Genomic DNA, 23,129 nt, shown 5'->3' with positions numbered 1-23,129 from the left:
CCGCATGAACCATGAGCCCAATTTCTTCGACAACCTGCGCCAGGAGCTGAGGGACGGCCGGCGCTGGCTGGACCGCTCCATCGTGCTCGCCTACGCCTGCGCCGCCGGCTTGTGCGTGGTGGCCTTCACGCTGCTGGCCGATGCCGCGTTCGAGCTGTTCCTGCACATCTACCGCTGGCAGGGTGGCTGGGCCGTGCTGCTGTGGATGCCGGCCGTCACCGCGGCCGTGGTGTGGGCCACGCGGCGCTGGGCGCCCGGTGCGGCGGGCTCGGGCATACCGCAGGTGATCTCGGCGCTGGATTCCAGCCTGGAGACAGGACGGCGCGGGCGCTTCGTCTCGCTGTGGCTGTCGTTCGCCAAGATCGTGCTGGCCAGCGCGGGCTTCCTCGCGGGGCTGTCCATCGGGCGCGAAGGCCCCTCGGTGCAGGTGGCGGCCGGCGTCATGCACCATGCGCGCCGCTGGTTCGACCACCGCTCGGGCATCACCGCCCATGCCCTGCTGGTGGCTGGCGGCGCGGCGGGCATCGCGGCGGCCTTCAATGCGCCGCTGGCCGGCGTGGTCTTCGCCATCGAAGAACTCTCGCGCAAGATGGAGTCGCGCAGCAGCGGCGTCATCATCGCCGCCATCGTGCTGGCGGGGCTGATGGGCGTCTCGGTGTTCGGCAACCTGAGCTACTTCGGCCGCATCCAGGTGCCCCACCTGGGCTGGGACGCGCTGCTGCCCGGCCTGTGCGTGGCGCTGGCTTGCGGCGTGCTGGGCGGCCTGTTCGCCAAGCTGCTGGCCGCCTCGCTCACCGGCACCTCCGAGCGCGCCTGCCAGTTGCGCGCACGCTTTCCCATCCGCTTCGCGGCGGTCGGCGCGCTGGTGGTGGCGGTGATCGGCCTGGCCACCGGCGGCGCGACCTTCGGCGCAGGCTCCGAAGCGGTCAAGCACATGCTGGCCGGCGAGGCGGACATGCCGGCGTTCTACGTCACGCTCAAGTTCATCGCCACCTGGCTGTCGGCCTGGCTGGGCGTGCCCGGCGGCATCTTCGCGCCCTCCCTGTCCATTGGTGCGGGCGTGGGCCACAACGTGTCGCTGCTTCTGGGCACCGACATCGCGCCTGCCCTCATCGCCATGGGCATGGCGGCCTTCCTGGCCGCAGTCACGCAGGCGCCGCTCACAGCCTTCATCATCGTCATGGAGATGGTCGACGGCCACGCCATGGTGCTCAGCCTCATGGCAGCCGCCATGCTTGCCAGCCTGGTCTCGCGCATGCTGGCGCGGCCACTGTACGAAACCCTGGCGCTGGCCATGCTGCAGTCCATGGCGCCACCGCCGGCGCCCGCGCCGACCCCTTCGCCCGCGCCCTTGCCTGCACCTGCGCCCAGGGCCGTTGCACCTCCCGCACCGCCGCCGTGACCTCGGCCCGCAGCGGCCCCGGAGAAGGGTCGCCACCCTCCGCAACAGCACAGGTGGCGACCACGGCAGACGTCGCACACAGGCTTTGCCCTATTGGAGACGACCATGATCGCCGCCACAATCCAAGCGCCCACCTTTGACGCCACGGACGCCATGACCGCTGATCCCCTCGCCCTCTTCCTCGCCCAATCACCCTGGATGTCCAGCCTGACCGCCGAGGAGGCCGCGCGCGTACGCAAGGCGATCACGGTGCGCAGCTACCCTGCGGGCGGTGCGGTGTTTGCGCGCGGCACGCCCACGGCGCACTGGGCGGGGGTGATGGAGGGCATGCTCAAGCTGGACAACATCACCGCCGAAGGCCGCACCAGCACCTTTGCGGGCGTGCCCTCGGGCGCCTGGTTCGGCGAGGGCTCGGTGCTCAAGGACGAGCCCCGGCCCTATGCCGTGACGGCGCTGACCGACAGCGTGGTGGCGCTGCTGCCGCGCAGCGAGTTTTTACGCCTGCTGCACGAGAGCCATCCGTTTGCGCTGTGGCTGATCGGGCAGCTCAACGCGCGCCTAGCCCACTATGTGGCGCAGGTGCAGACCGACCGGCTGGGTGACACCACGGCGCAGGTGGCCTACAGCCTGTCGGGGCTGTTCAACGATGCGCTATTCCCCAACACCGCGCGGCGCATCACGCTGTCGCAGGAGGAGCTGGGGCGCCTGTCGGGCGTGTCGCGCCAGGTGGCCAACCGGGCGCTGCAGGAGCTGCAGGACCGCGGTGCGATTCGGCTGGGTTACGGATCGATCGAGGTGATCGACCTGAAGGTGCTGCAGTCGATCGCCCGCGAAGGCTGAACGCTCAGCCTGCGGGCTCGGGCTGAACATGCGCCAGCCGCGTGATGGCCTCGCGGCTGCCCGCGATCTCGCGCAGGCGAAACTTCTGGATCTTGCCGGTGGCCGTCTTGGGCAAGGCCTCGAACACGACCTGGCGCGGGCACTTGAAGCGCGCCAGATGGCTGCGGCAGAAGGCTATCAGTTCCTCGGCGCTCACGCTGCCCACCGCGTCGGGCTTGAGCTCCACGAAGGCGCAGGGCACCTCGCCCCAGCGCTCGTCGGGCTGGGCCACCACGGCGGCCAGCAGCACGGCGGGGTGGCGGTGCAGCACGTCTTCCACCTCCACCGAGGAGATGTTCTCGCCGCCCGAGATGATCACGTCCTTCGACCGGTCGGTGATCTGCACATAGCCATCGGGGTGCAGCACCGCGATGTCGCCGGTGTGGAACCAGCCGCCCGCGAAGGCCTTGGCCGTGGCGCCGGGGTTCTTGAGGTAGCCCTTCATCACCGTGTTGCCGCGCAGCATGATCTCGCCGGGGGTCACGCCATCGGCCGGCACGGGCTGCAGCGTGTCGGGGTCGAGCACGCGCAGATGCTCCAGCGCAGCAGCGCGCACGCCCTGGCGCGCCTGCAGCTGGGCGCGGCCGGCCTCGGGCAAGGTTGCCCAGCCCGGCTGGCGCACGCAGCTCACCGGCGTGCCCGAGACCTCGGTGATGCCGTACACATGGTCCACGTCGAAGCCCATGGCGGCAATTGCCTGCAGGATGGCTGCGGGCGGCGGCGAGCCCGCCGTGAGCACGCGCACCGGGCGCGGCAGCGCGATGCGCTCGTGCGCCGGCGCATTCGCCAGCATGGCCAGCACCGTGGGCGCGGCGCAGAAATGGTCCACGCCATACTCGGCAATGGCTTCGAATATCGCCTTGGCCGTGACCTTGCGCAGGCACACATGCGTGCCCTCTGCCGCCGTGATGGCCCAGGTGAAGCACCAGCCGTTGGCATGGAACATGGGCAGCGTCCACAAGTAGACGGGCTTGCGCGGCATCGCCCAGTCGGTCAGCTGCAGCAGGCTCATGAGGTAGGCGCCGCGGTGGCTGGGCACCACGCCCTTGGGGTCGCCCGTGGTGCCCGAGGTGTAGTTCAGCGCGATGGGGTCCCACTCGTCCTCGGGCCACAGGCCTTCGAAGGCCGGGTCGCCCTCGGACAGCAGGGCTTCGTAGTCGATTGCACCGAAGGCCGGCTGCGCGGGCAGGCCCGCATCGTGGATGGCGACCACCAGCGGCGGCTGGTCCAGGCCCGCAACGGCCTTGTCTGCCAGCGCCGCGAACTCGCTGTCCACCAGCAGAATGCGCGCCTCGCCGTGCTGCAGGATGAAGGCGATGCCCTCGGCATCGAGCCGGCAGTTGATGGCATTGATGACCGCACCGCACAGCGGGATGCCCAGGTGCGCCTCCAGCATGGCCGGGGTATTGGGCGCGAGGATGGCCACGGTGTCGCCGCGCTGCACGCCGCGACGTGCCAGGGCGCTCGCCAGGCGGTAGGCGCGCTCGCGGGTCTGTGCCCAGGTCTGCGTGCTGCCTGCATGCACCACGGCAATGCCGTCGGGGTGCACCTGTGCGCTGCGGTCCAGAAAACCCAGCGGCGTGAGCGGCAGGTGGTTGGCGGGGGTGCGCTCAAGGCCCGTCTGGTAAGGGCTGCTGGGAGTGGCGTGGTTCACTGTTGTGTCTCCTTGGTGGTGCGCTTACGGGTGAAAGGTGGTGAACGACTCGACGCTCTCGCGCTGCGTCACCAGCGTGTTCTCGATTCCCGCCGGGTCGGCGTAGCCCAGGCTCATGCCGCAGACCACCATCTCGGTATCGGGGATGCCCAGCTCGGCGGCGATGACCCGGTGGAACTTCGTGAACGCCACCTGCGGGCAGGTATCAAGAGAGCGCGCGCGGGCCGCCACCATCACGCTCTGCAAGAACATGCCGTAGTCCATCAGGCTGCCAGCCTGCATCACCCGGCTCACCGTGAAGATCAGCCCCACGGGCGCATCGAAGAAGCGGTAGTTGCGGCCGTGCTGCGCGTGCATGCGCGCCTTGTCGCCTTTGGCAATGCCGAGCAGGCCATACAGGTCCCAGCCCACCTTGCGGCGCCGGTCCACATAGGGCGAGACCCAGTCGAGCGGGTAGTAGTGGTAGGGCTCAGTGAGGGCTGCCGCAGCATCCCCATCGTTGTCCACGGCGGCGATGGCGGCGCTCAGCCGCTCCTTGGCGCCGCCCGTGAGCACATGCACCCGCCAGGGCTGGGTGTTCATGCCCGAGGCCGCATGGCGCGCCACGTCGAGGATGGCATGCACCTCGCCCGGCCCTACCGGCGTGGGCAGAAAGGCGCGGATGCTGCGCCGCGAGACGATGGCCCAATCCACCGCCTGGCGTAGCGGCTGTGCCGCGACGGGGGCTGCGCCAGGCGAGCGATCGGGGTGCGCGATGGAAGGGGCAAGTATGGCCGTGGGCAGGGGTGAACAGGTCATGCCGGCATGCTAGGCAGGGCCGCCGTTCGTGACTGTCGATGCGATGACATTCCGGGAAATCCCGGCCCCCGGCTCAGGGAAGAAAAAGCACCAGCCCGAACACGGCGAACAACGTGAGGTGCATCAGCCCCTGGATCGGCGAGCTGCGTTGCCCATTGAAGCTGAGCATGGAGAGCGCGACCGTCAGCACCAGCAACACCACTTCCGTGCCCGACAGGCCCATGGCCATGCGCTGGCCCGTGGCCACGCCGATGAGCAGCACCGCAGGCACCGTCAGGCCCACGGTGGAGACAAAGGCGCCCAGGCACAGGTTGATGGCGCGCTGCATCTCGTTGCCCATGGCGGCGCGCACGGCGGTGATGGATTCGGGCGTGAAGACGATGATGGCGATGAGCACCCCGCCCACGGCAGCAGGCGCCCCGGCGGCGGCGATGCCGTAGTCCGTCACGATGGCCAGGTAGTGCGCCAGCAGCACGATGGGCAGGACCAGCGCCAGCAGCACGGCCGAGCGCACGGCCATGGCCCGCCGCCCTGCCGGGCCAGGCATCGCTGCGGTCTGGCCGCCCCTGGTCCGTTGCGCCGCTGCCGGCACCGCCATGCTGCCGGCCGCAGGCTGGATGAAGTAGCGCCTGTGGCTGCGCATCTGCAGCCACAGAAACGCCGCGTAAAGACCGGCAGTGAGGGCGGCCATGCCCAGCGCCTGCGGCGTGGAAAACGCGCCCGCCCCACCCAGGTGGTTGGGCAGCACCAGCGCCGTGCCGGTGAGCAGCGCGATCATGCCCAGGTAGGCCGTGGCGCCCTGGGCGTTGTACTCCTGGTCGCCATGGCGGGCCGACCCGGCCACCAGGCAGATGCCGATCACCAGGTTCATGATGATCATCATCACCGCGAAGATGGAGTCGCGGCCGATGGCCGACGAATCGCCCGGTCCCAGCAGCACCGACGCGATCAGGATCACCTCGATGGAGACGATGGACAGGGTCAGCACCAGCGTGCCATAGGGCTCCCCCAGCTGCTGCGCGAGATGGTCGGCCTCATGCACCACCCCGAAGGATGCCGCGAGGATGGTGGCGAACAGCAGCCCGAAGGCGCCGGCCGCGACGCCCGTGGTCAGCGGGGCCGCCAGCCAGGTGCTGCCAAAGGCGATGAAGAGCCCGGCCACCAGCCACGCGCCGGCCAGCAGCGCCCAGGTGGTGGGCGCCACCAGGCGCGGCTGGCCAGGGTGAGCGGGATTCGCTGCGGCGCTGTGAGGAGTTTTGCGAAGGTTCGGCTTGGGCATGTCGTCCCACGGTAGGAAAACAAGGGCCGTCCCCCGGGAGTCGGTACATGGCCGAAGTCGTCCACGGCCTGGCTGGCGCAGGGTGCGCAAGCGCCGCCATGCTACCACCCTGCACCCCGGCATGCGCGCCGTGCGCCCTGCGTGTGCCCCACGGTGGGCCTTCGCCAGGCGCGCGTTCGGGGGTTTGTCCCGCCTAGCGCAATCGCAAGCTGCGGCGTAACATGTTGTCACAAGGATACGGGGGCAATGTGATGGCCCACATGGTGCGCGACCGGCATGCAACGACCTCCTTGGCACTGGGGGTGCTGGGTACCACTTTTGCCTTCTTTCTGGTGCTGCGTTCGGCCTTTCCCCACCTGGCCCTGGGCAAGGCCTTCGCTGATTCGGTAGAGCCCGGCATCCACGCCGCGCTGATCCTCCTGCTTCTGGGCGCCGCCCTGTGCCTGCGCGCCCTCCCCCATACCCACCGGCCCGCACAGGCGGCGGCCTCGGTGCTGGCGCTGGTGGCAGGCGTGTACGCGGTGCTGGCCCTGTGGCGCGCGCTGTCGGGACACGATGCGGCGGCCGACCTGCCGGGGTTCATCACCGGCACCACCCTGCGGGCACCAGGGGCCCACAGCCTCTCGCCCAACGGTGGCGTGGCCTTCATGGCGAGCGCCGCCGCCCTGTGGTGGGCCGCCCCGGCGCGCCGCGACCGCTACCGGCGCGCCGGCCTGGTGGCCCTGGCGCTACTGGCCGCCGTGGCCACGCTGGGCCTGGCCGGCCACCTGATGGGGCTGGAGCTGCTGTACCGCGTGGCCTCGCACAACCATGTGCGGCTGACCACGGCGGTGGCGCTATTGGTGCTGGGGGCAGGCATCTGGCAGCTGCGCGACAGGGTTCTCATCGACAGGGCACGCGATCCGCAGTGGCTGGAGCGGCGCATCACCTACCGCGCCATCACCGCGCTCACGCTCGTCGCCGTGGGCGGGGGCATCGCCGGCTTTGTCGCCATGCGCGAGACCTTCGAGAAATCGGTGCTGCAGGCCATGGAGCAGTCGGCCCGCACCTATGCGCTGGCGCTGGACGATGCGCTGCGCAGCAGCCTTGCGCTGTCGGCCGCCGTGGGCGACCACCACGCCGTGGCCCAGGCCATGGAGCGCCTGAGCGGCTCGCCGCGCGACGCCCAGGCCGGCGAGCAACTGGAGAAGCTGACGGCCGGCTTTCTCATGGGCGGTGTGGACGGGGTGCGCTTCCTCGATGCGCGTGGGCACCTGTTGCACACGGCCGGCCTGTTTTTGGGCGACAGTGCGCGCTCCATCGAGTCGCTGGACCTGGACGGCTCGCAGCAGGCCGAGCTGCGCTGGAACGCCGGCTACGTGCTGCGCACGCTGGTGCCCATGCACCAGGGCGGCACGGTGGTGGGCCAGGTGGTGATGGAGCAAAAGCTCAGGCTGTTCGACAGCCTGATGGACCAGATGCGCCGCTCCACCGAGTCGGCCGACGCCTTGATCTGCCGCCGCCGCGCCGACGTCGCCGCCTGCGCCCCGAGCCGGCTGTACCCCACACCCTTCACCGTGCCCCTGTGGACGGCATCGGGCAAGCCCAACCTGCCCGTGAGCCTGGCGCTGCTGGGCCAGAGCGGCGTGAACTATGCCCGCGACCTGCGCGGCGTGCCGGTCGTGGCGGGCTACGGCCCCATTGGCGGCTACGGCCTGGGCCTGGTGCTCAAGACGGACGTCACCACGCTGTATGCCCCCCTGCGCGGGCAACTGCACCTGATCGTGCTGTCGGTGCTGGCGCTGGTGGCCGCCGGCACCTGGGCGCTGCGCCGCCGCGTGCGGCCACTGCTGGCCACGCTGGTGCAGGAGCAGCAGCGCACGGCCGACATCCTGAACACGGCCGGCGACGCCTTCATCGCCGTCGGGGCCGATGGCCGCGTGACCGACTGGAACCCCGAGGCCGTGCGCATGTTCGGCTGGAGCGCCGCTGAAGCCATCGGCCGGGACGTGGCGCAGCTGATGGTGCCGCGCATCCACCCGCATGCGCCGCTCACGGACTTCGCGCAGCTGGTGAACCTGGGCAGCAACCAGGCCGTGAGCCGCCACACCGAGCTGGTGGGCCACCACCGCAACGGCAGCGAGGTGCCGGTGGAGATGATGATGACGGTGCAGCCCACCGCCAACGGCCCAATTGCCAACGCCTTCCTGCGCGACATCCGCTCGCGCCGCGAAGCCGAGCAGCGCCTGGCCCGCAGCGAACAGCGGCTGCGCGACGTGCTGTGCAACCTGCCGGCCGTGGTCTGCCATTTCGATGCGCGCCAGCGCTGCCTGTTCGCCAACGACTACGCGCTGCAGTCGCGCGGGCTGATCGCCCACCCGCAGGTCGGCCTGTACGCCCAGGAGCTGCTGGGCGACGTGCAGTACGCCCTGCACCTGCCCTACCTGCTGGAGGCCCTGGCCGGCCGGCGCGCCCAGTTCGAGGGCTGCGTGGACCACGAGGGCACGCTCCGGCACCTGCAAAGCCACCTGATCCCCGAGTTCGATGCCGGCGATGGCGAGGGCAGCACCGGGCCGGCGGTGGTGGGCTTTTACCTGATGTCCTTCGACGTCACCGCTGTGAAGGAGCTGCAGCTGCGCCACGAGCGCACCGAGCGGCGGCTGCGCGCCATTGCCGACAACCTGCCGGTGATGATCACCTACATCGACCGCGCGCACCGGCTGCAGTTCCTGAACCACACCTTCGAGGAGTGGACCGGCCTACCCATTGCCAACGCCCTGGGCAAGCCCCTGCCCGAGGTGATCGGCCCGGCCCTCTACGCCCAGCGTGCAGACCCCCTGCGCCGGGCCCTTTCGGGCCAGCGCGTGCAGTTCGAGGTGGAGTCCCAGGCCCTGGGCATACGGCGCATCCTGCAGACCGACTACATCCCCGACATGCTGGCCGTGGGCGAGGTGCTGGGCATCTACACGCTGACCACCGACGTGACCGCCATCCGCCAGTCCGAACGCCGCATGAAGGAGCTGGCCATGACTGACACGCTCACCGGCCTGGCCAACCGGCGCCAGTTCGACATCCACCTGGCCGCCGCCCTGCAGGCCAGCCAGGTCTCGGGCACCGGCATGGCGCTGATGTTCCTGGACATCGACCACTTCAAGGCCATCAACGACACCTGGGGCCACGCCGCCGGGGACGCCGCCCTGATCGCCATGGCCGAGCGGCTGCAGGGCGCCGTGCGCAGCACGGACTTCCCGGCGCGCATCGCGGGCGACGAATTCGCCGTGGTACTGCCCCACCTGTCGTCGTGCGACGAGGCGCAGACCGTGGCCGACAAGGTGCTGCACGCCATCCGCGAACCCCTGCCGCTGCAGCACAACATCCCCCGGCAGATGACCACCAGCGTGGGCGTGGCCTACCTCGCCCCGGGCGACCCATCGGTGCGCCCCACCGACCTGCTCCTGGCCGCCGACCGCGCCCTCTACGCGGCCAAGCACGGCGGGCGCAATGCCTGCGCGGTGCATGTGGTGGATCTGCGGGAGGTAGGGTGAGCCGGGCCAGGTGCAACACCGTGACGGCCTCCCCGGGCACACGCCCCCCTGCGCAAGACCATGAAAAAAGGAGCGCTAGCGCTCCTTTTTTGCGTTGGCCGCCCCGTCAAGGGGCCATCCAGGCCCCGCTGACCGGAGCCATCATGTGATGCGTATCAGGCAATGAAATTGCCTGCGACGATGCTGCCCGCACCGGTCAGCTTGACGATGAAGTCGGTGGCATCCACCGTGCCCACCGTGCCGCCAATGTTCTGGAACGCGTAGGTACCTGCCGACGTGCCCGCCGATACGGTAATGATGTAGGCTTGCGTATTGGCCGCCAGCGTGGCGCCCGCGCCCGTGGCCGCCGTGGAGATGGAGGCGGCCAGCGTGGCGGTGTCCGCGCTGGCAATGGTCAGTGCCGTCAGGGTGGTTGCGCCAATACCCGTCTTGAAGACGTCAGCGCCAGCCACCCTGAAATTGGCGACCGTATCGATGTTGCCGATCACGGACCCGTTGGTGATCGTCTCGGCCCCCGTGGCCGTGGCGGAAAGGTTGATGGTGTCCACCCCCGAACCGCCAGTGACGGTGACTGCGGTGGCGGAGGTGCCGAACAGGTTCACGGTCTGCCCGCCGGTCCCCAGGACCACCACGTCGCCCGTCGCCCCCTTGGAGTAATTGAGCGTGACACCAGCACCGTTTTCATTGGTGAAGGTATAGCCCGTCGCAGCGGAGCCGGTAATGTTGATCGTTTCGATCCCGGTCACCAGCGCAGAGATGTTCAGGTTGGCGCCGATGGCACCGATGTTCAAAACGTCCGCGCCCAGACCGCCATCCACGGTGGTGGCCCCCGCAACCTGGGTGGCGGTGTAGTTCAAGGTATCGGCCCCGTTGCCGCCCACCACGGAGACGGTGTTGGTGCCCGCCGTGAACGTATTGGTACCGTTGGCCAAATGAAAGCGCTCGATGGCAGCATTCGCAACGATGGTGCCCGCCGTGGTAAGCGCGATCGTCTCGAAATTGCCTGCTGTAAACGTGCCGGTGAAGCCGTTGTACTGCGCGGCCGTCATGGTGTAGACGCCGGTCGCAGCGAAGGTGACATTTTCAAAACCGCTGACCGTGGCGCCCGACAGATTGGTGCCAGCGGCCAGCACCAGGGTATCGGCGTCCGCGCCCCCGGTGAGGGAGCCCGTGGGCGCGTTGGTGGCCCCATTGATGGTCAAGGAGTCAATGCCGGCCAGAAGATCTACATTTTGTGCGTTGGCAGCCAGTACGAGGGCGTCCGGGCCCGCAGTGCCCAGGGTCACCACAGGCGCGGGTGCGGGGGCAGGCCCGCTGTCACCGCCGCCGCCCGGTGCCGGCGCAGGTGGGGGCGTGAGCGACAGCCCGGTGGATTTTTCGTACGACTGGGTCACCTCCGCATTCCAGGCCAGGGCAGCAGTGCCGTAAGTGGCGTCGGACTCCCGGCCCGCCAGGATGTTGCCCAGTTGCAAGGCAACGATGCCGATATTTGCAGTGCCCACAGATCCGATGTAGTCGGTGAGTGCAGCAAACAGCGAGAGCGGAGCCTTGTCCAACCCCAGGTTTGTCAGCAGCGAAACAGCCAGCTGCGCAGGGGTCTTGCCCGCCGCATAGGTGGCGCCAAAGGTTTTGGCGAACGCCAGTTGCGCTTCGTTGGTGGTACCGGCCTGTGCTACCTGGCTGGTGAAAAGGGAAGAAGACGGTGTGGAATCGGCCAATGCGCGGTTCAATGAACTGACGACTGCGCTGGCACCAAAGACGAGTTGGGGCATGGATGTTTACCGTAAAAAAGGTGGATAAATAACGAACCGCTGCATTTCTATGGAATACCGGAAACCCGCTATTCAGCGAAATGCGGGAAAACCCGATGTGACGCCGGTTTAATCGAGTCCTTCCTGCTCTTTGCCCGAAGCGTCCATTTGCATTTGAAGATTCACCGCACTATCGACAGTCAAGAAAACATATTTCCGCTCGGCCCAGCATCCTCTGCACAGGCCCCGCGAATCGCGGCAAGACGGACCACAATGGCCACAGGGCATCTTTTTTTAGCGAATAACCCAGCCATTGGCAAGAAAAATACCGCCGGGGGCCTTCGCACTACGTGCTATCGACAACCAAGTAATTTACCGAAGGTCCTCTTCGGGAACTCCTGGTGACCGATCACCGCAATCATTGACACAATTAGATACTAATTCCAAATAATTGTCAGTGCAAGGTATTTAGTGCGCCCCAGTCTGGTTGCAGGATTCATGAAAGCGCTCCCGGGCAGCATTCGCGACGATGGTTGCGGGAGATGGGGTGAGCGGGCGCATCGCGATAATAGGCATCCACCCCACCGGTGTACCGTCTCTGCGGAGTACGGAAATGCACCCAACCCAGAAACCCCATGCGCCCTGGCTGGAACCCCGTTCGAAGAAACAGGAACATCGGCACCCCTGCCCAAGGCCACGGGGAGGACAACCGGCTGACGATTCCTGAATCCCGGCACGACCGGAGCTTCTTCTACGAGCGCCTGGGACCGTGCGCCACCTTCACGCAGCGGGTCAACGGCCACCACCTCCGATTCTTTGTGGAGCCCACCCGGACTGGCTGGTTCCACCCCTGCTCTGTCGAGGACGCGATGGGGCTTCTTTCTCATGTCCCGGCCCAGGACCTCGCGATCCTCGACTTCATCGTGATGCGCCAGCCCACACGCAAGCAACGCGTCCTGCGGCCCGTGTGGGGACGCGCGGTGTTCCAGTTCGAGCTGGCGCCCCATGTCGGCACTGCCATCGTGCTTGAGGCACAGCACCTCGCACCCACCGTCTGGCGCAATTCGCTGGCGCCCGGAGACCAGTGCGAGCTGGACCGGCTGCAGGCCGACGGGCACCAGGTCCGCAAGGACCGGCGCACGATAGAGATCCAGCCCACACCCGCTTCTCTTCGCAACACGGTCCTGTATCGGACGCTGCTGCATGAGCTGGGCCACCATGTGGACTACCGGCGCTTCTCGCCCGAAGAGTGGGACAGCCGCACTTCGGCGCAAAAGGAAGACTATGCGCACCGCTATGCAAGCGAACACTGTGCAAGGCTCCGGCAGGCAGGTGCGGTTCCGTTCGATCCGCAGCCATTCGCTGCGTTGCGGCAAGAGAAGGGGCTGAAGGATGAATGGTTTCTCTCACCGCATGGCACTGTGGAGCCAAGGCCGTGCTCACCCTCGACCACCTGACCCTCATCGCGCCCTCGCTCGAAGCGGGCGTGGCCCATGTGCGCGAATGCCTGGGCATCGACATACCCTATGGCCGCAAGCACCCCGACATGGGCACCCACAACCACGTGCTGCGGCTGGGCGACGATGTGTACCTGGAGGTCATCGCCATCGACCCCGCTGCCCCGCCCCCGGCGCATGCCCGCTGGTTCGGGCTGGACGACCGGCATGCCGTGCAGACGGCCTGGGATGCCGGCCTGCGCCTGCGCGGCTGGGTTGCGCGCACGCAGCACATGGATGCGGTGCTGGCGCAGCACGGGCACCTGCTGGGCCGCAAGACCCAGCTGTCGGCCGGGGCTGCGCCACCCTACTTCTTTGCGATCCCCCCGGGCGGCGGTTTGCCCCTCGCAGGCGTGGCTCCTTCGGTGATCGACCGGGGCCAACGCCCTCCCCCGGTCGCGTCGATGCCGGACCTGGGAGCGCGGCTTGTCCGCTTCACCATCGAGCACCCGGACCCCGGCAGAGTCGAAGCGCTGTTCGAATCGCTCGGCATACAGCACGCGCCGCAGGTGCAAAAGGGAGATGCCTTGCGCTACCGGGCAGACATACAGACGCCTGGCGGAATGAAGACGCTGTGCTGACCGGTGGCCGAGCCAGATCCGCAATCATCTACAGCTTCAGCACCTGCTCCCAGGGAGCCTGCACAGGCACCAGGGCCTGTTCACCCTAATTTCGGGGTCGCGAAGGCTCTTGCCGGCGGGCCAATCTAGGCGCGCGACGCCGCGTGTGCTCTTGCACACGCAAGGAACGCAACGACGAGTGGCGCGCCGGCAAGGGCCTTCCCGTCGGGTTGCCCGGCCTGGGGGCCGTCTGCGGCGTTGCCCGCGCTTGCAAGGTGCACACCTTGCTGCGCACGGGCGCCTAGCATCCAGCCCCCAGGCCGGGCAACGCGATCCCCAAAATTAGTGTGAACAGGCCCTAGACCATGAGACCGGCCATCCATTGGTACAGCGGAATGCCCACCAGCAGATTGAAAGGGAACGTGATGCCCAGCGACAGCCCGATGTAGACGGCGGGGCGGGCCTCCGGGACCGCATGCCGAAGCACGGCGGGCACGGCGATGTAGGAAGCGCTGGCCGCCAGCACGGCGAGCAGGGTGGCGTCCTCGACGCCCACCCCTGCCACCCGTGCGAGTGCCAGTGCCAGAGCGGCATGCACCACCGGGCCCAGCACCGCGTAGGCAAACAGAGAGGGCGCCAGCGAGCGCAAGCCCGCCATCTGGCGCGCAGTCAGCAGGCCCATGTCCAGCAGAAAAAAGGCCAGCAAGCCTTTGAACAGGTCGCCGGTGAAAGGTTGCATCGCCTTCGCCCCGGCGGGGCCCGATACCAGGCCCACGAGCAGGGCGCCCACCAGCAGCACCGTGCCGCCGTCCGTGAGGGCTTCGCGCAGCACACCCGCCATGCGCGGCGGTGCATTGCCGATCGCCATCGCCGCAGCGCCAGAGCCCCCAGGGGCCATGCCCTGGGTGCGGGCCCACTGCGCACCCACCAATGCCAGCACGATGGCCGGCGACTCCATCAAGGCCATGGCTGCGGCCATGTACCCGCCGCCGGGGTTGCCCTGGGACTCCAGGATGTGCGCAGCGGTCACAAAGGTCACAGCGCTCACGCTGCCGTAGGTTGCCGCCACGCTGATGGCGTCCAGTGGAGGCAGTGCGCGCTTGAGAAACTGCCAGTCCAGCAAAGGGATGAGGATGGCCAACAGCACAGCACACCCGAGGGCCGCCAGGACAGCCGGTGTCACCCCGGTCTGGCCCAGAGCAAAGCCGCCCTTCAGGCCCAGGGCCATCAACAGGTACAGCGAGAGAAATCGGGACAGGGGTGGCGGCACTTCCAGATTGGAGCGCAGCAGCCCGGCGGCAACGCCGAGCACGAAAAACAGGATGGCGGGGTCCAGAAGGATGTTCATGGCTGCGAATGGTATGGACAAGCTCCAATCGAGGAAAATCAATAGTATCGATACGACCCATAGATAAAACCCTATGCATGCAACCTTTCGACAACTGCGCCTTCTGGTGGCCTTGGCCGACACCGGGTCCGTCACCGGCGCGGCCCGCGCATGCCATGTGACCCAGCCCACCGTGTCCATGCAGATCAAGGAACTGGCCGATGCCGTGGGCATGCCATTGCATGAGCAGATTGGCCGCGCCCTGTACCTGACACCTGCCGGCGAGGCTGTTGCGGAAAGCGCGCGCGCCATGGTGGCGGAGTGGGAGGCGCTGGAGCAGCGTATCGCGGGCCTGAAGGGCCTGCGACAGGGGCGTTTGCGGGTTGCGCTGGCCAGCACGGCCAAGTATTTCATCCCGCGCATGCTGGGCCCCTTTTGCGCCAAGCACCCTGAGGTGGACATCGAGCTGCAGGTACTGAACCGCGATGGCGTGGTGCAGCGCATGCGCGCCAACCAGGACGATCTCTACATCCTGTCCCTGCCTCCAGAGGACTTGCCGCATGAGCGGCTGGCATTGCTGGACAACCCGCTGGTCCCGATCGCCGCGCTGGGCCATCCCTTGGCAGGCGCCTCCCGCGTGCGTGCCGCGCGGCTGCAGCAAGAGCCCTTTATCCTGCGCGAGCGGGGGTCAGGCACGCGACTGGCCGGTGATGCGCATTTCGGGCGCCTGGGGCTGCACCCTCGCGTGCGGCTGGAGCTCGGCAGCAACGAGGCCGTCAAGCAAGCGGTCGCTGCGGGCATGGGGCTGGGCCTGGTGTCCCGGCACGCCCTGGCCGGCCAGCCTTCGACGGAAGGGCTTGCCGTGCTGAAGGCGAACCGCTTTCCTGTGCCCTCTTCCTGGTCGGTGCTCTGGCTCAAAGGCAAACGCCTGTCGCCGGTGGCCAGCGCATTTCTGGAACACCTGCAGGAGCTGGCAACCCAGTGGGAGGTGCATTCCTGATGGGCCCTGCCCCACGCGAGGCGATACCCGGAATAACCAACGGCATGGTGCAGCCGCGGGTGGACTGCAGGATCACGCCGAGGGCCCGTGCTCTTCAATTCAATTCAATTTTCGGTGTATTGTATTGAGACCATGCGCAGCAGCTCCCCGCCCAATCTCGACCAGTTCCTTGACCAGCTTGCCCACGAAGCGCTTCCCGGCGACCGGCTGCCCACCATCCGCGAACTGATGAAGCGCTTCGGTGCATCGCAGATGCTGGTTCAGCGCGCCTTCCAGGGCCTCAAGGACAAGGGGCTGATCGATTCGCAGGTGGGCCGGGGCACCTATTTCCGAGGTGCAGGATCACGGATGCCGGCGGCGGCAACGGTGCTTGGCGATACCGAGCGGGCCAAGGCCTCTGCGACCGGCGCCACAGCATCCACCAGCGTGAAATCCGTGCTGCTGCTGCGCCGCTCCATCAGCATTGCGCGCGGGCGCGTGCTGGTCGAGGGCCTGCAGCGCCGCCTGGCAGACGAGGGGCACCGGGTGCTGGAGCTGTCGTACACCGACCCCGACCACGCGCTCACGGTGCTCAAGGGGCTGCCGCGCTTCGACGCCTGCGTGGTGCAGTCCACTTTCAAGGCCATCCCCATCGCGCTGCTGGCCGCGCTGCGCGACAAGTGCGACGTGCTGGCGGTCGACGGCGCGGCGCTGGTGGGCGCCGACGTCGAGGCCGTGGGCACCGAGTGGGGCGAGCCGCTGGCCGCGGCCATTGCACTACTGGTGCAGCAGGGCCACCGGCGCATCGCCTATGCCAGCACCTCGCACCCCTTTCTGGCCACGCAGCTCGGTCAGCGGCGCTTCGAGTACCTGCAGAGCACTTTGCCTGGCGTGGAGCTGCAGGCCATCACCCTCGGCATGCTGCCGCACGAGGACTACACCACCCGGCTGGTGCAGCAGTTGCTGGCCAGCGCTGGCAGCGATGGCGCCCTGCCCTTCACCGCCCTGGTGGCCTGGGGCATCGAGGATGGCGCACTCTTCCAACGCCTGCTGGCCCAGGCAGGCATTGCCGTGCCCGCGCAGCTCAGCGTGGTGCTGCTGGGCCGCACCGACCTGGCCAACGAGCACGCGGATTTCTTCGACGTGGTGGGCTGCAGCGTGGCTGACCAGGTCGACGCGCTGCACCACGCGATCACCGCGCGCTGGGCCGATGCCGGCACGCCCTATGGCGTACACCTCACGCCGGTGGTGCGGCGTGCGGGGGCATCGGTGGCGCCAGCGGCGGCTTAGCTACCCGCCGGGTACCACGCGCGCCACGGTCTGCACCGTGAGCGCGGCCGATTCGCCCACATAGGCCGCTGCATCCAACGCCTGCAGCAGGTCGGGCGGTAGTTCAGCGCCGTCAAACGGGGGCAGCGCGCGAATCGCGTCGACGAAGGGCACGCCCTCGGACTGCGCGCGCTGCGCCGCCGCATAGAGCAGGCGGTGCGCCTCGTGCCGGCCCATGGTGCGGGTCAGCCGCATCATCACCGCTTCGGACGCGATCAGGCCCTTCGTCAGCGCGAGGTTGCGGCCCATGGCCTGTTCATCCACCACCAGACCGCGGGCCAGGCGCGCCAGCGTCTCGGCCACCGAGGTGGCGATGATGGCGATCTCGGGCAGCAGGGTGTCGGCCACGTTGGTGGCCGATGAGTCGCCTTCGTCCATGCGCACCATGGTCTCCATCGCGGCCTGCGTGCGCGTGCGCAGCATGCGCGCCAGGCTCACCAGCAGCAGCGCGGTCGATGGGTTGCGCTTTTGCGCCATGGTGGAGCTGCCCACCTTGCCGATGTGGAAGGCCTCGGCCACCTCGCCGATCTCCGTGCGCTGCATGAAGACCACGTCCTGCGCGATCTTCTGCGCCGTGCCGGCCAGCAGGCCCAGCGCGGCCAGGTAGTCGCCCACCCGGTCGTAGGACGAGCGCAGCGGCAGGGCCGCCGGCAGCAGGCCCAGCTCTGCGGCCAGCCGTGCCTGCACCGCAGGCCCCAGCGGCCCGGTGGCGGCGAAGGTGCCGATGGCCCCACCCATGCTGGCCGGGAAGGAGCCGGCCAGCCGCTCGGCCAGGCGCTGGCGGCTGCGGTCGAGCTCGTCCACCCAGCCTGCGAGCTTGAAGCCCAGCGTCATCGGCAATGCGTGCTGGCCATGCGTGCGCCCAGCCATGGGCGTGGCCTGGTGCGTGAGCGCCAGTTCGGCCAGCGCGCCAATGGCCGCGTCCAGGTGCCCGGCCAGCAGCCGGTGCGTGCGCACCATCTGCAGCGCGTTGGCCGTGTCGAAGATGTTCTGCGTGGTGGCACCCCAGTGGATGTACCCGGCCGCCGGCTCACCACACAACTGCTCGAAGCGGTGCAGCACCGGCACCAGCGGGTGCTGGGCAAAGGCGATCGCTTCGGCCAGCTGCGGCAGGTCGAACAGCTCGGCGCGTGCGTGGGCGGCAATCACTGGCGCCGCCTCGGGCGGGATCACGCCCAGCCCGGCCTGCGCGCGGGCCAGCGCGGCCTCCACGTCCAGCCAGGCCTGCAGGGTGGCGGCATCGCTCCAGACCCCCTTGGCCTCTGCGCTGAACCAGTGGCCCGTGATGAAGGATTCAAACATTCCGACCGCCATATGTGCTCCGTTCATACAACCTAGGGTATGTCCCTGGATTGAACTTGTATTGCATTGATTTGCCTCTGGACGATGCGACTACCAACGCCTCAAATCTTCTCGGCGCCGCATAGATTGAATTGCATTGTATTGCACAATTCAAATTCAATACATACAATTTGCCCGTCAGCCACAAACCCCATCCAATCGGAGACAGATCCATGACACGGCACTCCCCCGCAGGCACCCTCGCCTGCTCCACCCCTCACGCTCTGCTGCTGGCACTGGCCGGCCTTGGCGCCTTCGGCGTAGCGCAGGCGCAGTCCTCGCTCACCATCTACGGCATCGTGGACCAGGGTCTGGCCCGCGCCAACGGCGGCACCACGCCGGGCGCGCTGCTGCCCGGGCGCGGCGTCACACCCCTGGTCTGGACCATGAAGGCCGGCAACACCTCGCGCCTGGGCTTTGCGGCGCGCGAGGACATGGGCGGTGGCCTGTACGCGCGCTTTCAGCTGGAGCACCGCTTTGCCGCCGACACCGGCGCGCCCAGCAACGCCAGCGTGTACTGGCTGGGCCGCTCGGTGGTGGCCATGGGCAGCAAGGATTGGGGCGAGGTCTACGCGGGCCGCGAATACTCGGCCGCCTACACCGTGGCCCTGAACGCCGACCCCACCTACTGGAGCTATGTGAGCCAGCTGGGCTCGGCCTACACCTATGCCAACTACACACCGGTGGCCACCACAGTGGAGGCCTCCAACATCCGCTGGGCCAACACCGTCGGCTACAAGTCCCCCACCATCGCCGGCGTGAGCGCGGAGATTGCCGGAGCCCTGGGCGAGGGCACGCGCAGCAACGCCACCTCGGGCAACCTGCAGTACAAGAACGGCCCTGTATGGGTGGGCGCGGCGTTCGACCGGCTCAACTCCAGCACCCACATGGAGCTGGTGGCCGGCGGCTACGATTTCGGCGTGGTGCAGGCCAAGGCCAGCTACACGCGCGCCAAGGGCGGGCTCAACGGCGATGCCACGGCCTACAGCGTCTCGGCCCTGGTGCCGCTGAGCTTTGGCCGCACCTACATCATGTATGGCACCCTCAAGCCCGCCACCAACCTCGATTCGCAGATGATCGGCCTGGGCCTGCAGTACGACCTGAGCAAGCGCACCCTGCTCTACACCAACCTGGGCAGCGCCAAACGCGACGGGCTCACCCGCACCACGGCGATCGATTTCGGCGTGAAGCACACATTCTGAACAGGAGGCATGCCATGCAACGCAGACAACTCCTGAACCAGGCCACAGCCATCGCAGCGGGCGCGCTGGCCCCCGGCATGGCGGCACACGCCCAGGGCGACAGCAGCAACAAGCCTATCTCGCTCATCGTGGGCTACTCGGCCGGCGGCAGCGCCGACCTGGTGGCGCGCATCGTGGGCGCAGAGCTGGGCAAGCGACTGTCACGCACCGTCATCGTCGAGAACGTGGCGGGCGCCAGCGGCATGCTGGCCGCGCAGCGCGTGCTCAACGGCCCCACCGACGGCAGCTTGATCTACATGGGCGGCACCGACACCGTGGTGGTGCCCATGGTCAACCCCAAGGTCAAGCTCGACTGGGAGAACGACCTGGTGCCCGTGGGCCGCATGAGCACGGTGCCCATGATTTTTGCCGTGCCCAAGGCCGCGCCGTACACCAGCCTGGCTGACCTGATCGGGGCGCTGCGCAAGGGCGGCAAGGACAGCATCAACTTCGCCACGCCCGGCATCGGCACCATGCAGCACCTGTACGGCGCGCTGATCAACAAGCAGGCCCAGGTGTCCATGCTGCACGTGCCCTACCGCGGCGGCACGCACATCACCAACGACCTGGTGGGCGGCCAGGTGGACAGTGCCATGCTGGTGCTCTCCACCGCCATGCCCTTCCTCAAGGACGGCAAGATCCGGGCGCTGTCGGTGTCCGACACGGTGCGCGTGCCCCAGTTGCCCGACGTGAAGCGCATCGGCGAGGAAGACGGTTTCACCGGCATGGCGCTGCCGCTGTGGCAAGGGCTCTTCATGAAAGCCGGCACGCCTGCCGCCACGGTGGCCGCGTACGACAAGGCCCTGAAGGACACGCTGGCCCAGCCTGAGCTGCGCCAGAAGCTGCAGGACGCAGGCATCACCGTGGCGCCGCTGGGCGGGCCCGAGTTCAAGGCCTTCATCAAGCCGCAGGCCGCGCTGTACCGCGACATCGTGACCACATCGAAAATCACGATGGAGTGACGGCAGCGCGGCGGCGAGGCCGCGGACCGTTTCTGTTGCGCAAGGCACTGCACTCTCCTGGTGGCTTTGGTGGTGCCTTGGTCGCGATGGCGGGCTGTGCGGGGTTCCGATGGGGCCCCGCACCATGCCCGCCAGTTTTTAACTGCGGCTCTGTGATCGTCACCGGCACCCGCGCGCACCGAGGGACTGTGCATGGGCCAACCCCTCGCAGAGGAACTGCAGCGCGCCAGGCTGCAGGTGCGGTCGGACGACGCGTTCAATCAGCGCATCCACATCGCGGCGTTGGGCTGGAAGCGTATCGGCCTAAGCGGCCATTGGCTGAGTCGGTCCAACTGTAAAATTTCGACGCGACAGAATGGCAGGCCAACTCAGCAATGGGTTCCAGAGGCTAACGCTGACCGCGCCCAGGGTCTTGGGCACCGGGTGAGAAAAGGGCAGCTCACTCCATTGCTTCTGTCGCCGCCAATTTCCTGCTTGTGAATGTCCGTTCAGGGCCCAATCCAGCCCATTGCTACCATGGAGTGCGGCTAAAAGAAGGTAGTCATGAAGTATCCAAGGCGCTCGAATTCGGAAGGCAAGCTCCAACCAGGACCTGCCAATGCTTAATCCATCGCTCCAGCTGATCTCCCTGCGGCACACCGCTTACCTTCAACCTGAGGCGTAGCTGATGTACAGGCTCTATCCACTTGGCGCGGTAGCCCACGATCCGGGTGCACTTTGGCTTTCTTACGAATGGGGAGAATCTTACGACAACCATGAGTGGCGTGAATGTGTCGAATATTTCCTCGCCGAGCTTAGGCAGCTGGGGCATCAAATCACTCCACTTTCAGTGCCGCCATTCATGCCTACAGAAGATTGCGTTGAGGTCGTTTATCTAGTGAATGGAGGCAGAACAGTGTTCACCTCCGATCACTTACTCTCCCTCATCACAATTCATCCCGACAACCCGAGCATTCTCCGTAGTGCGTGGGAAAACATCGGGAACAGAGTTGGATGGGAAACTACATGAGGTCACTCAGAACAAGGTTGCCAGGTGGTCACGCACACAAAAAGACGCAGCCATCGGGCGAATTTCTGCGAGGGCAGCGTCAATTTTTTGGGAGAAGTTCTTCGTCCATGTTGCCTCCTAAGAGCGAGGCTGAATGCCGGCTCTTGACTGGCTGCCGTCATGTTGGCTGCAGCCCTATCGAAATCGAATTGGATAGACGGTAAGCCTGACGAGGCTGGGCTAGCTGCACTGGAACTTGAACGATGCGTGCAGCCCGCGCAACAAAGCCGCCCCGGGCCATCATCAACGGCGCCCTGCCTACCCTCCCGCGCCCCAAGCCTGCGCACTGCACAATCCCCTGCATGCCACCGCAGCCTTCCTCTCCCACGCCCCATCCATCACCACGCACACAACCCCTCTGGCTGATGCTGCTGGTCCTGCTGTCGGGCTTCGCGCTCAGCCAGGCCTACCGCACCACCGCCTCCATCGTGGCCCTGGGGCTGCAGGCGGACTTTGGCCTGGGGGCCTCGTCGCTGGGCGCGTTTGCCGGGCTGTTCGGCCTGTCGTTCGGCGTCGCGCAGCTGCTCATGGGCATCGCACTGGACCGCTACGGCCTACGCCGCACGGTGCTCGCGGCCGCGCCGCTGGGTATCGCCGGGGCCGCCTTGTCGGCGCTGGCGCCCAGCTATGGCTGGCTGATGGCCGGGCAGGTGCTGATCGGGGTCGGCTACTCACCGGCGTTTGTGGCCTGCACCCTGTTCATTGCACGGTATTTCGCGGTCGAGCGTTTTGCCTTTTACTCGGGCGTGAGCATGGGTGTAGGCAGTTTGGGGCTGATATTCACTGGCACGCCGCTGGCCTGGGTGGTGCAGCACTGGGGATGGCGCACGGGGTTCGGCCTGCTCGCCATACTGAGTGCGCTGTCGTGGATGCTGATTTTCGCGCTGGTGCGCGAGCCCGCGGTCCCTGACGCACCGCCCACCCCGCAGGAAAGCTGGGGGCAGTCGCTGGCGCGCTTTGCCGAGCTGCTCACCGTTCCCCACACCTGGGGCATCGTGGTGCTGGGCATGTCGTGCTATGCCGCGTTCCTCACGCTGCGCGGCCTGTGGCTGGGGCCCTTGCTGACCGAACGGTTCGACTTCTCGCTGCTGGACAGCGGCAATGTGGCGCTGGCGCTTTCGTTGATCGCGGTCTTCACCCCGGCCGCGTTCGGGCGCATGGACCCGGGCATACACCGGCGCCGCGCCTGGATTGGCAATGCCTCGCTGCTGATGGCCAGCCTTTTTGCGGTGCTTGCATTTCTGCACCACGAGGTCGCCGCCGTGGCGCTGATCTTTCTCATGGGGCTGTTGTCCGGCTATGGCGTGCTGCAGTACAGCGACGCACGCGCATCCTATCCGCCCGAGATGACCGGGCGGGCACTGTCTCTGTACACCATGTCCATGTTTTTGGGCGTGGCCCTGATGCAGTCGCTGACCGGCGTGGTGGGCGGCTGGGCCGGGGCGCGGGGCATCGAGCCTTACCAGGTGGTGTGCCTGGCCATTGCGGCCTGGTTGGCGCTGGCTTCGTTGGCGTTCCGGCTTCTGCCGATGTCTCCGCTGATCCAGCGCCCCTGAACC

At 67.5% G+C, this 23,129-nt stretch carries 16 protein-coding genes; 10 read left to right on the top strand and 6 right to left on the bottom strand.

Annotated features, from left to right (window positions below; genetic code table 11):
- Positions 1-4 precede the first annotated feature (4 nt).
- Positions 5-1,402 carry a chloride channel protein gene (locus QYL93_RS17110; protein ID WP_305744755.1) on the top strand — a complete coding sequence of 466 codons (1,398 nt, stop codon included), beginning with the start codon at positions 5-7 and terminating at the stop codon, positions 1,400-1,402.
- A gap of 105 nt (positions 1,403-1,507) precedes the next feature.
- On the top strand, positions 1,508-2,242 hold the full coding sequence (locus QYL93_RS17105) for a Crp/Fnr family transcriptional regulator (protein ID WP_305744754.1): 735 nt from the start codon (positions 1,508-1,510) through the stop codon (positions 2,240-2,242).
- Positions 2,243-2,246: 4 nt separating this feature from the next.
- Here the strand turns inward: QYL93_RS17105 and QYL93_RS17100 are convergent, their stop codons facing one another.
- The 3 genes from QYL93_RS17100 to QYL93_RS17090 form a co-directional block, all read right to left on the bottom strand.
- Positions 2,247-3,935, bottom strand: coding sequence for an acyl-CoA synthetase (locus tag QYL93_RS17100; RefSeq protein ID WP_305744753.1), 1,689 nt, complete (start codon positions 3,933-3,935; stop codon positions 2,247-2,249).
- 24 nt (positions 3,936-3,959) lie between these two features.
- On the bottom strand, positions 3,960-4,733 hold the full coding sequence (locus QYL93_RS17095) for a nitroreductase (RefSeq protein WP_305744752.1): 774 nt from the start codon (positions 4,731-4,733) through the stop codon (positions 3,960-3,962).
- Between the two features lie 73 nt (positions 4,734-4,806).
- On the bottom strand, positions 4,807-6,012 hold the full coding sequence (locus tag QYL93_RS17090) for a calcium:proton antiporter (protein WP_305744751.1): 1,206 nt from the start codon (positions 6,010-6,012) through the stop codon (positions 4,807-4,809).
- Between the two features lie 221 nt (positions 6,013-6,233).
- On the opposite strand from QYL93_RS17090, the gene QYL93_RS17085 reads away from it, so the two are divergent.
- The gene (locus QYL93_RS17085; RefSeq protein ID WP_305744750.1) at positions 6,234-9,536 is read left to right on the top strand and encodes a bifunctional diguanylate cyclase/phosphodiesterase; all 3,303 of its coding nucleotides are present in this window, start codon (positions 6,234-6,236) and stop codon (positions 9,534-9,536) included.
- 155 nt (positions 9,537-9,691) lie between these two features.
- On the opposite strand, the gene QYL93_RS17080 is transcribed toward QYL93_RS17085, so the two are convergent.
- A complete protein-coding gene (locus tag QYL93_RS17080; RefSeq protein ID WP_305744749.1) occupies positions 9,692-11,308 on the bottom strand; it encodes a hypothetical protein in 1,617 nt (538 codons plus the stop codon).
- Between the two features lie 614 nt (positions 11,309-11,922).
- Here QYL93_RS17080 and QYL93_RS17075 point away from each other — a divergent pair.
- Both QYL93_RS17075 and QYL93_RS17070 read left to right on the top strand, forming a co-directional pair.
- Positions 11,923-12,744, top strand: a complete 822-nt coding sequence (locus tag QYL93_RS17075; RefSeq protein WP_305744748.1) for an ImmA/IrrE family metallo-endopeptidase — start codon at positions 11,923-11,925, stop codon at positions 12,742-12,744.
- Positions 12,723-13,364, top strand: coding sequence for a VOC family protein (locus QYL93_RS17070; protein WP_305744747.1), 642 nt, complete (start codon positions 12,723-12,725; stop codon positions 13,362-13,364). Before QYL93_RS17075 ends, QYL93_RS17070 begins: the two co-directional genes overlap by 22 nt.
- 337 nt (positions 13,365-13,701) lie before the next feature.
- Here QYL93_RS17070 and QYL93_RS17065 read toward each other — a convergent pair whose 3' ends face one another.
- Entirely contained in the window at positions 13,702-14,691 is a 990-nt protein-coding gene (locus QYL93_RS17065; RefSeq protein ID WP_305744746.1) for a sodium-dependent bicarbonate transport family permease, read from the bottom strand.
- A gap of 73 nt (positions 14,692-14,764) precedes the next feature.
- Between QYL93_RS17065 and QYL93_RS17060 the strand changes: the two genes are divergently transcribed.
- Both QYL93_RS17060 and QYL93_RS17055 read left to right on the top strand, forming a co-directional pair.
- Positions 14,765-15,670 carry a LysR family transcriptional regulator gene (locus QYL93_RS17060; RefSeq protein WP_305744745.1) on the top strand — a complete coding sequence of 302 codons (906 nt, stop codon included), beginning with the start codon at positions 14,765-14,767 and terminating at the stop codon, positions 15,668-15,670.
- A gap of 132 nt (positions 15,671-15,802) precedes the next feature.
- Entirely contained in the window at positions 15,803-16,939 is a 1,137-nt protein-coding gene (locus tag QYL93_RS17055; protein ID WP_305744744.1) for a GntR family transcriptional regulator, read from the top strand.
- Here QYL93_RS17055 and QYL93_RS17050 read toward each other — a convergent pair whose 3' ends face one another.
- The gene (locus QYL93_RS17050; protein ID WP_305744743.1) at positions 16,940-18,280 is read right to left on the bottom strand and encodes an adenylosuccinate lyase family protein; all 1,341 of its coding nucleotides are present in this window, start codon (positions 18,278-18,280) and stop codon (positions 16,940-16,942) included. It abuts the gene before it with no gap.
- 212 nt (positions 18,281-18,492) lie between these two features.
- Here QYL93_RS17050 and QYL93_RS17045 point away from each other — a divergent pair, with 212 nt between their 5' ends.
- The 3 genes from QYL93_RS17045 to QYL93_RS17035 all read left to right on the top strand — a co-directional run bounded on the left by QYL93_RS17045 (position 18,493) and on the right by QYL93_RS17035 (position 23,126).
- Positions 18,493-19,521 (top strand): porin, encoded by a 1,029-nt coding sequence (locus tag QYL93_RS17045; RefSeq protein WP_305744742.1) that lies wholly within the window; start codon positions 18,493-18,495, stop codon positions 19,519-19,521.
- Positions 19,522-19,535: 14 nt separating this feature from the next.
- The gene (locus QYL93_RS17040; RefSeq protein ID WP_305744741.1) at positions 19,536-20,522 is read left to right on the top strand and encodes a tripartite tricarboxylate transporter substrate binding protein; all 987 of its coding nucleotides are present in this window, start codon (positions 19,536-19,538) and stop codon (positions 20,520-20,522) included.
- A gap of 1,413 nt (positions 20,523-21,935) precedes the next feature.
- Positions 21,936-23,126 (top strand): nitrate/nitrite transporter, encoded by a 1,191-nt coding sequence (locus QYL93_RS17035; RefSeq protein ID WP_305744740.1) that lies wholly within the window; start codon positions 21,936-21,938, stop codon positions 23,124-23,126.
- Positions 23,127-23,129: the final 3 nt, after the last annotated feature.

It is taken from the genome of Acidovorax sp. A1169, assembly GCF_030704685.1.
Lineage (GTDB): Bacteria > Pseudomonadota > Gammaproteobacteria > Burkholderiales > Burkholderiaceae_C > Acidovorax.
Note: the sequence above shows the minus strand (reverse complement) of the source record. Positions and strands in the feature narration are given on the sequence as shown.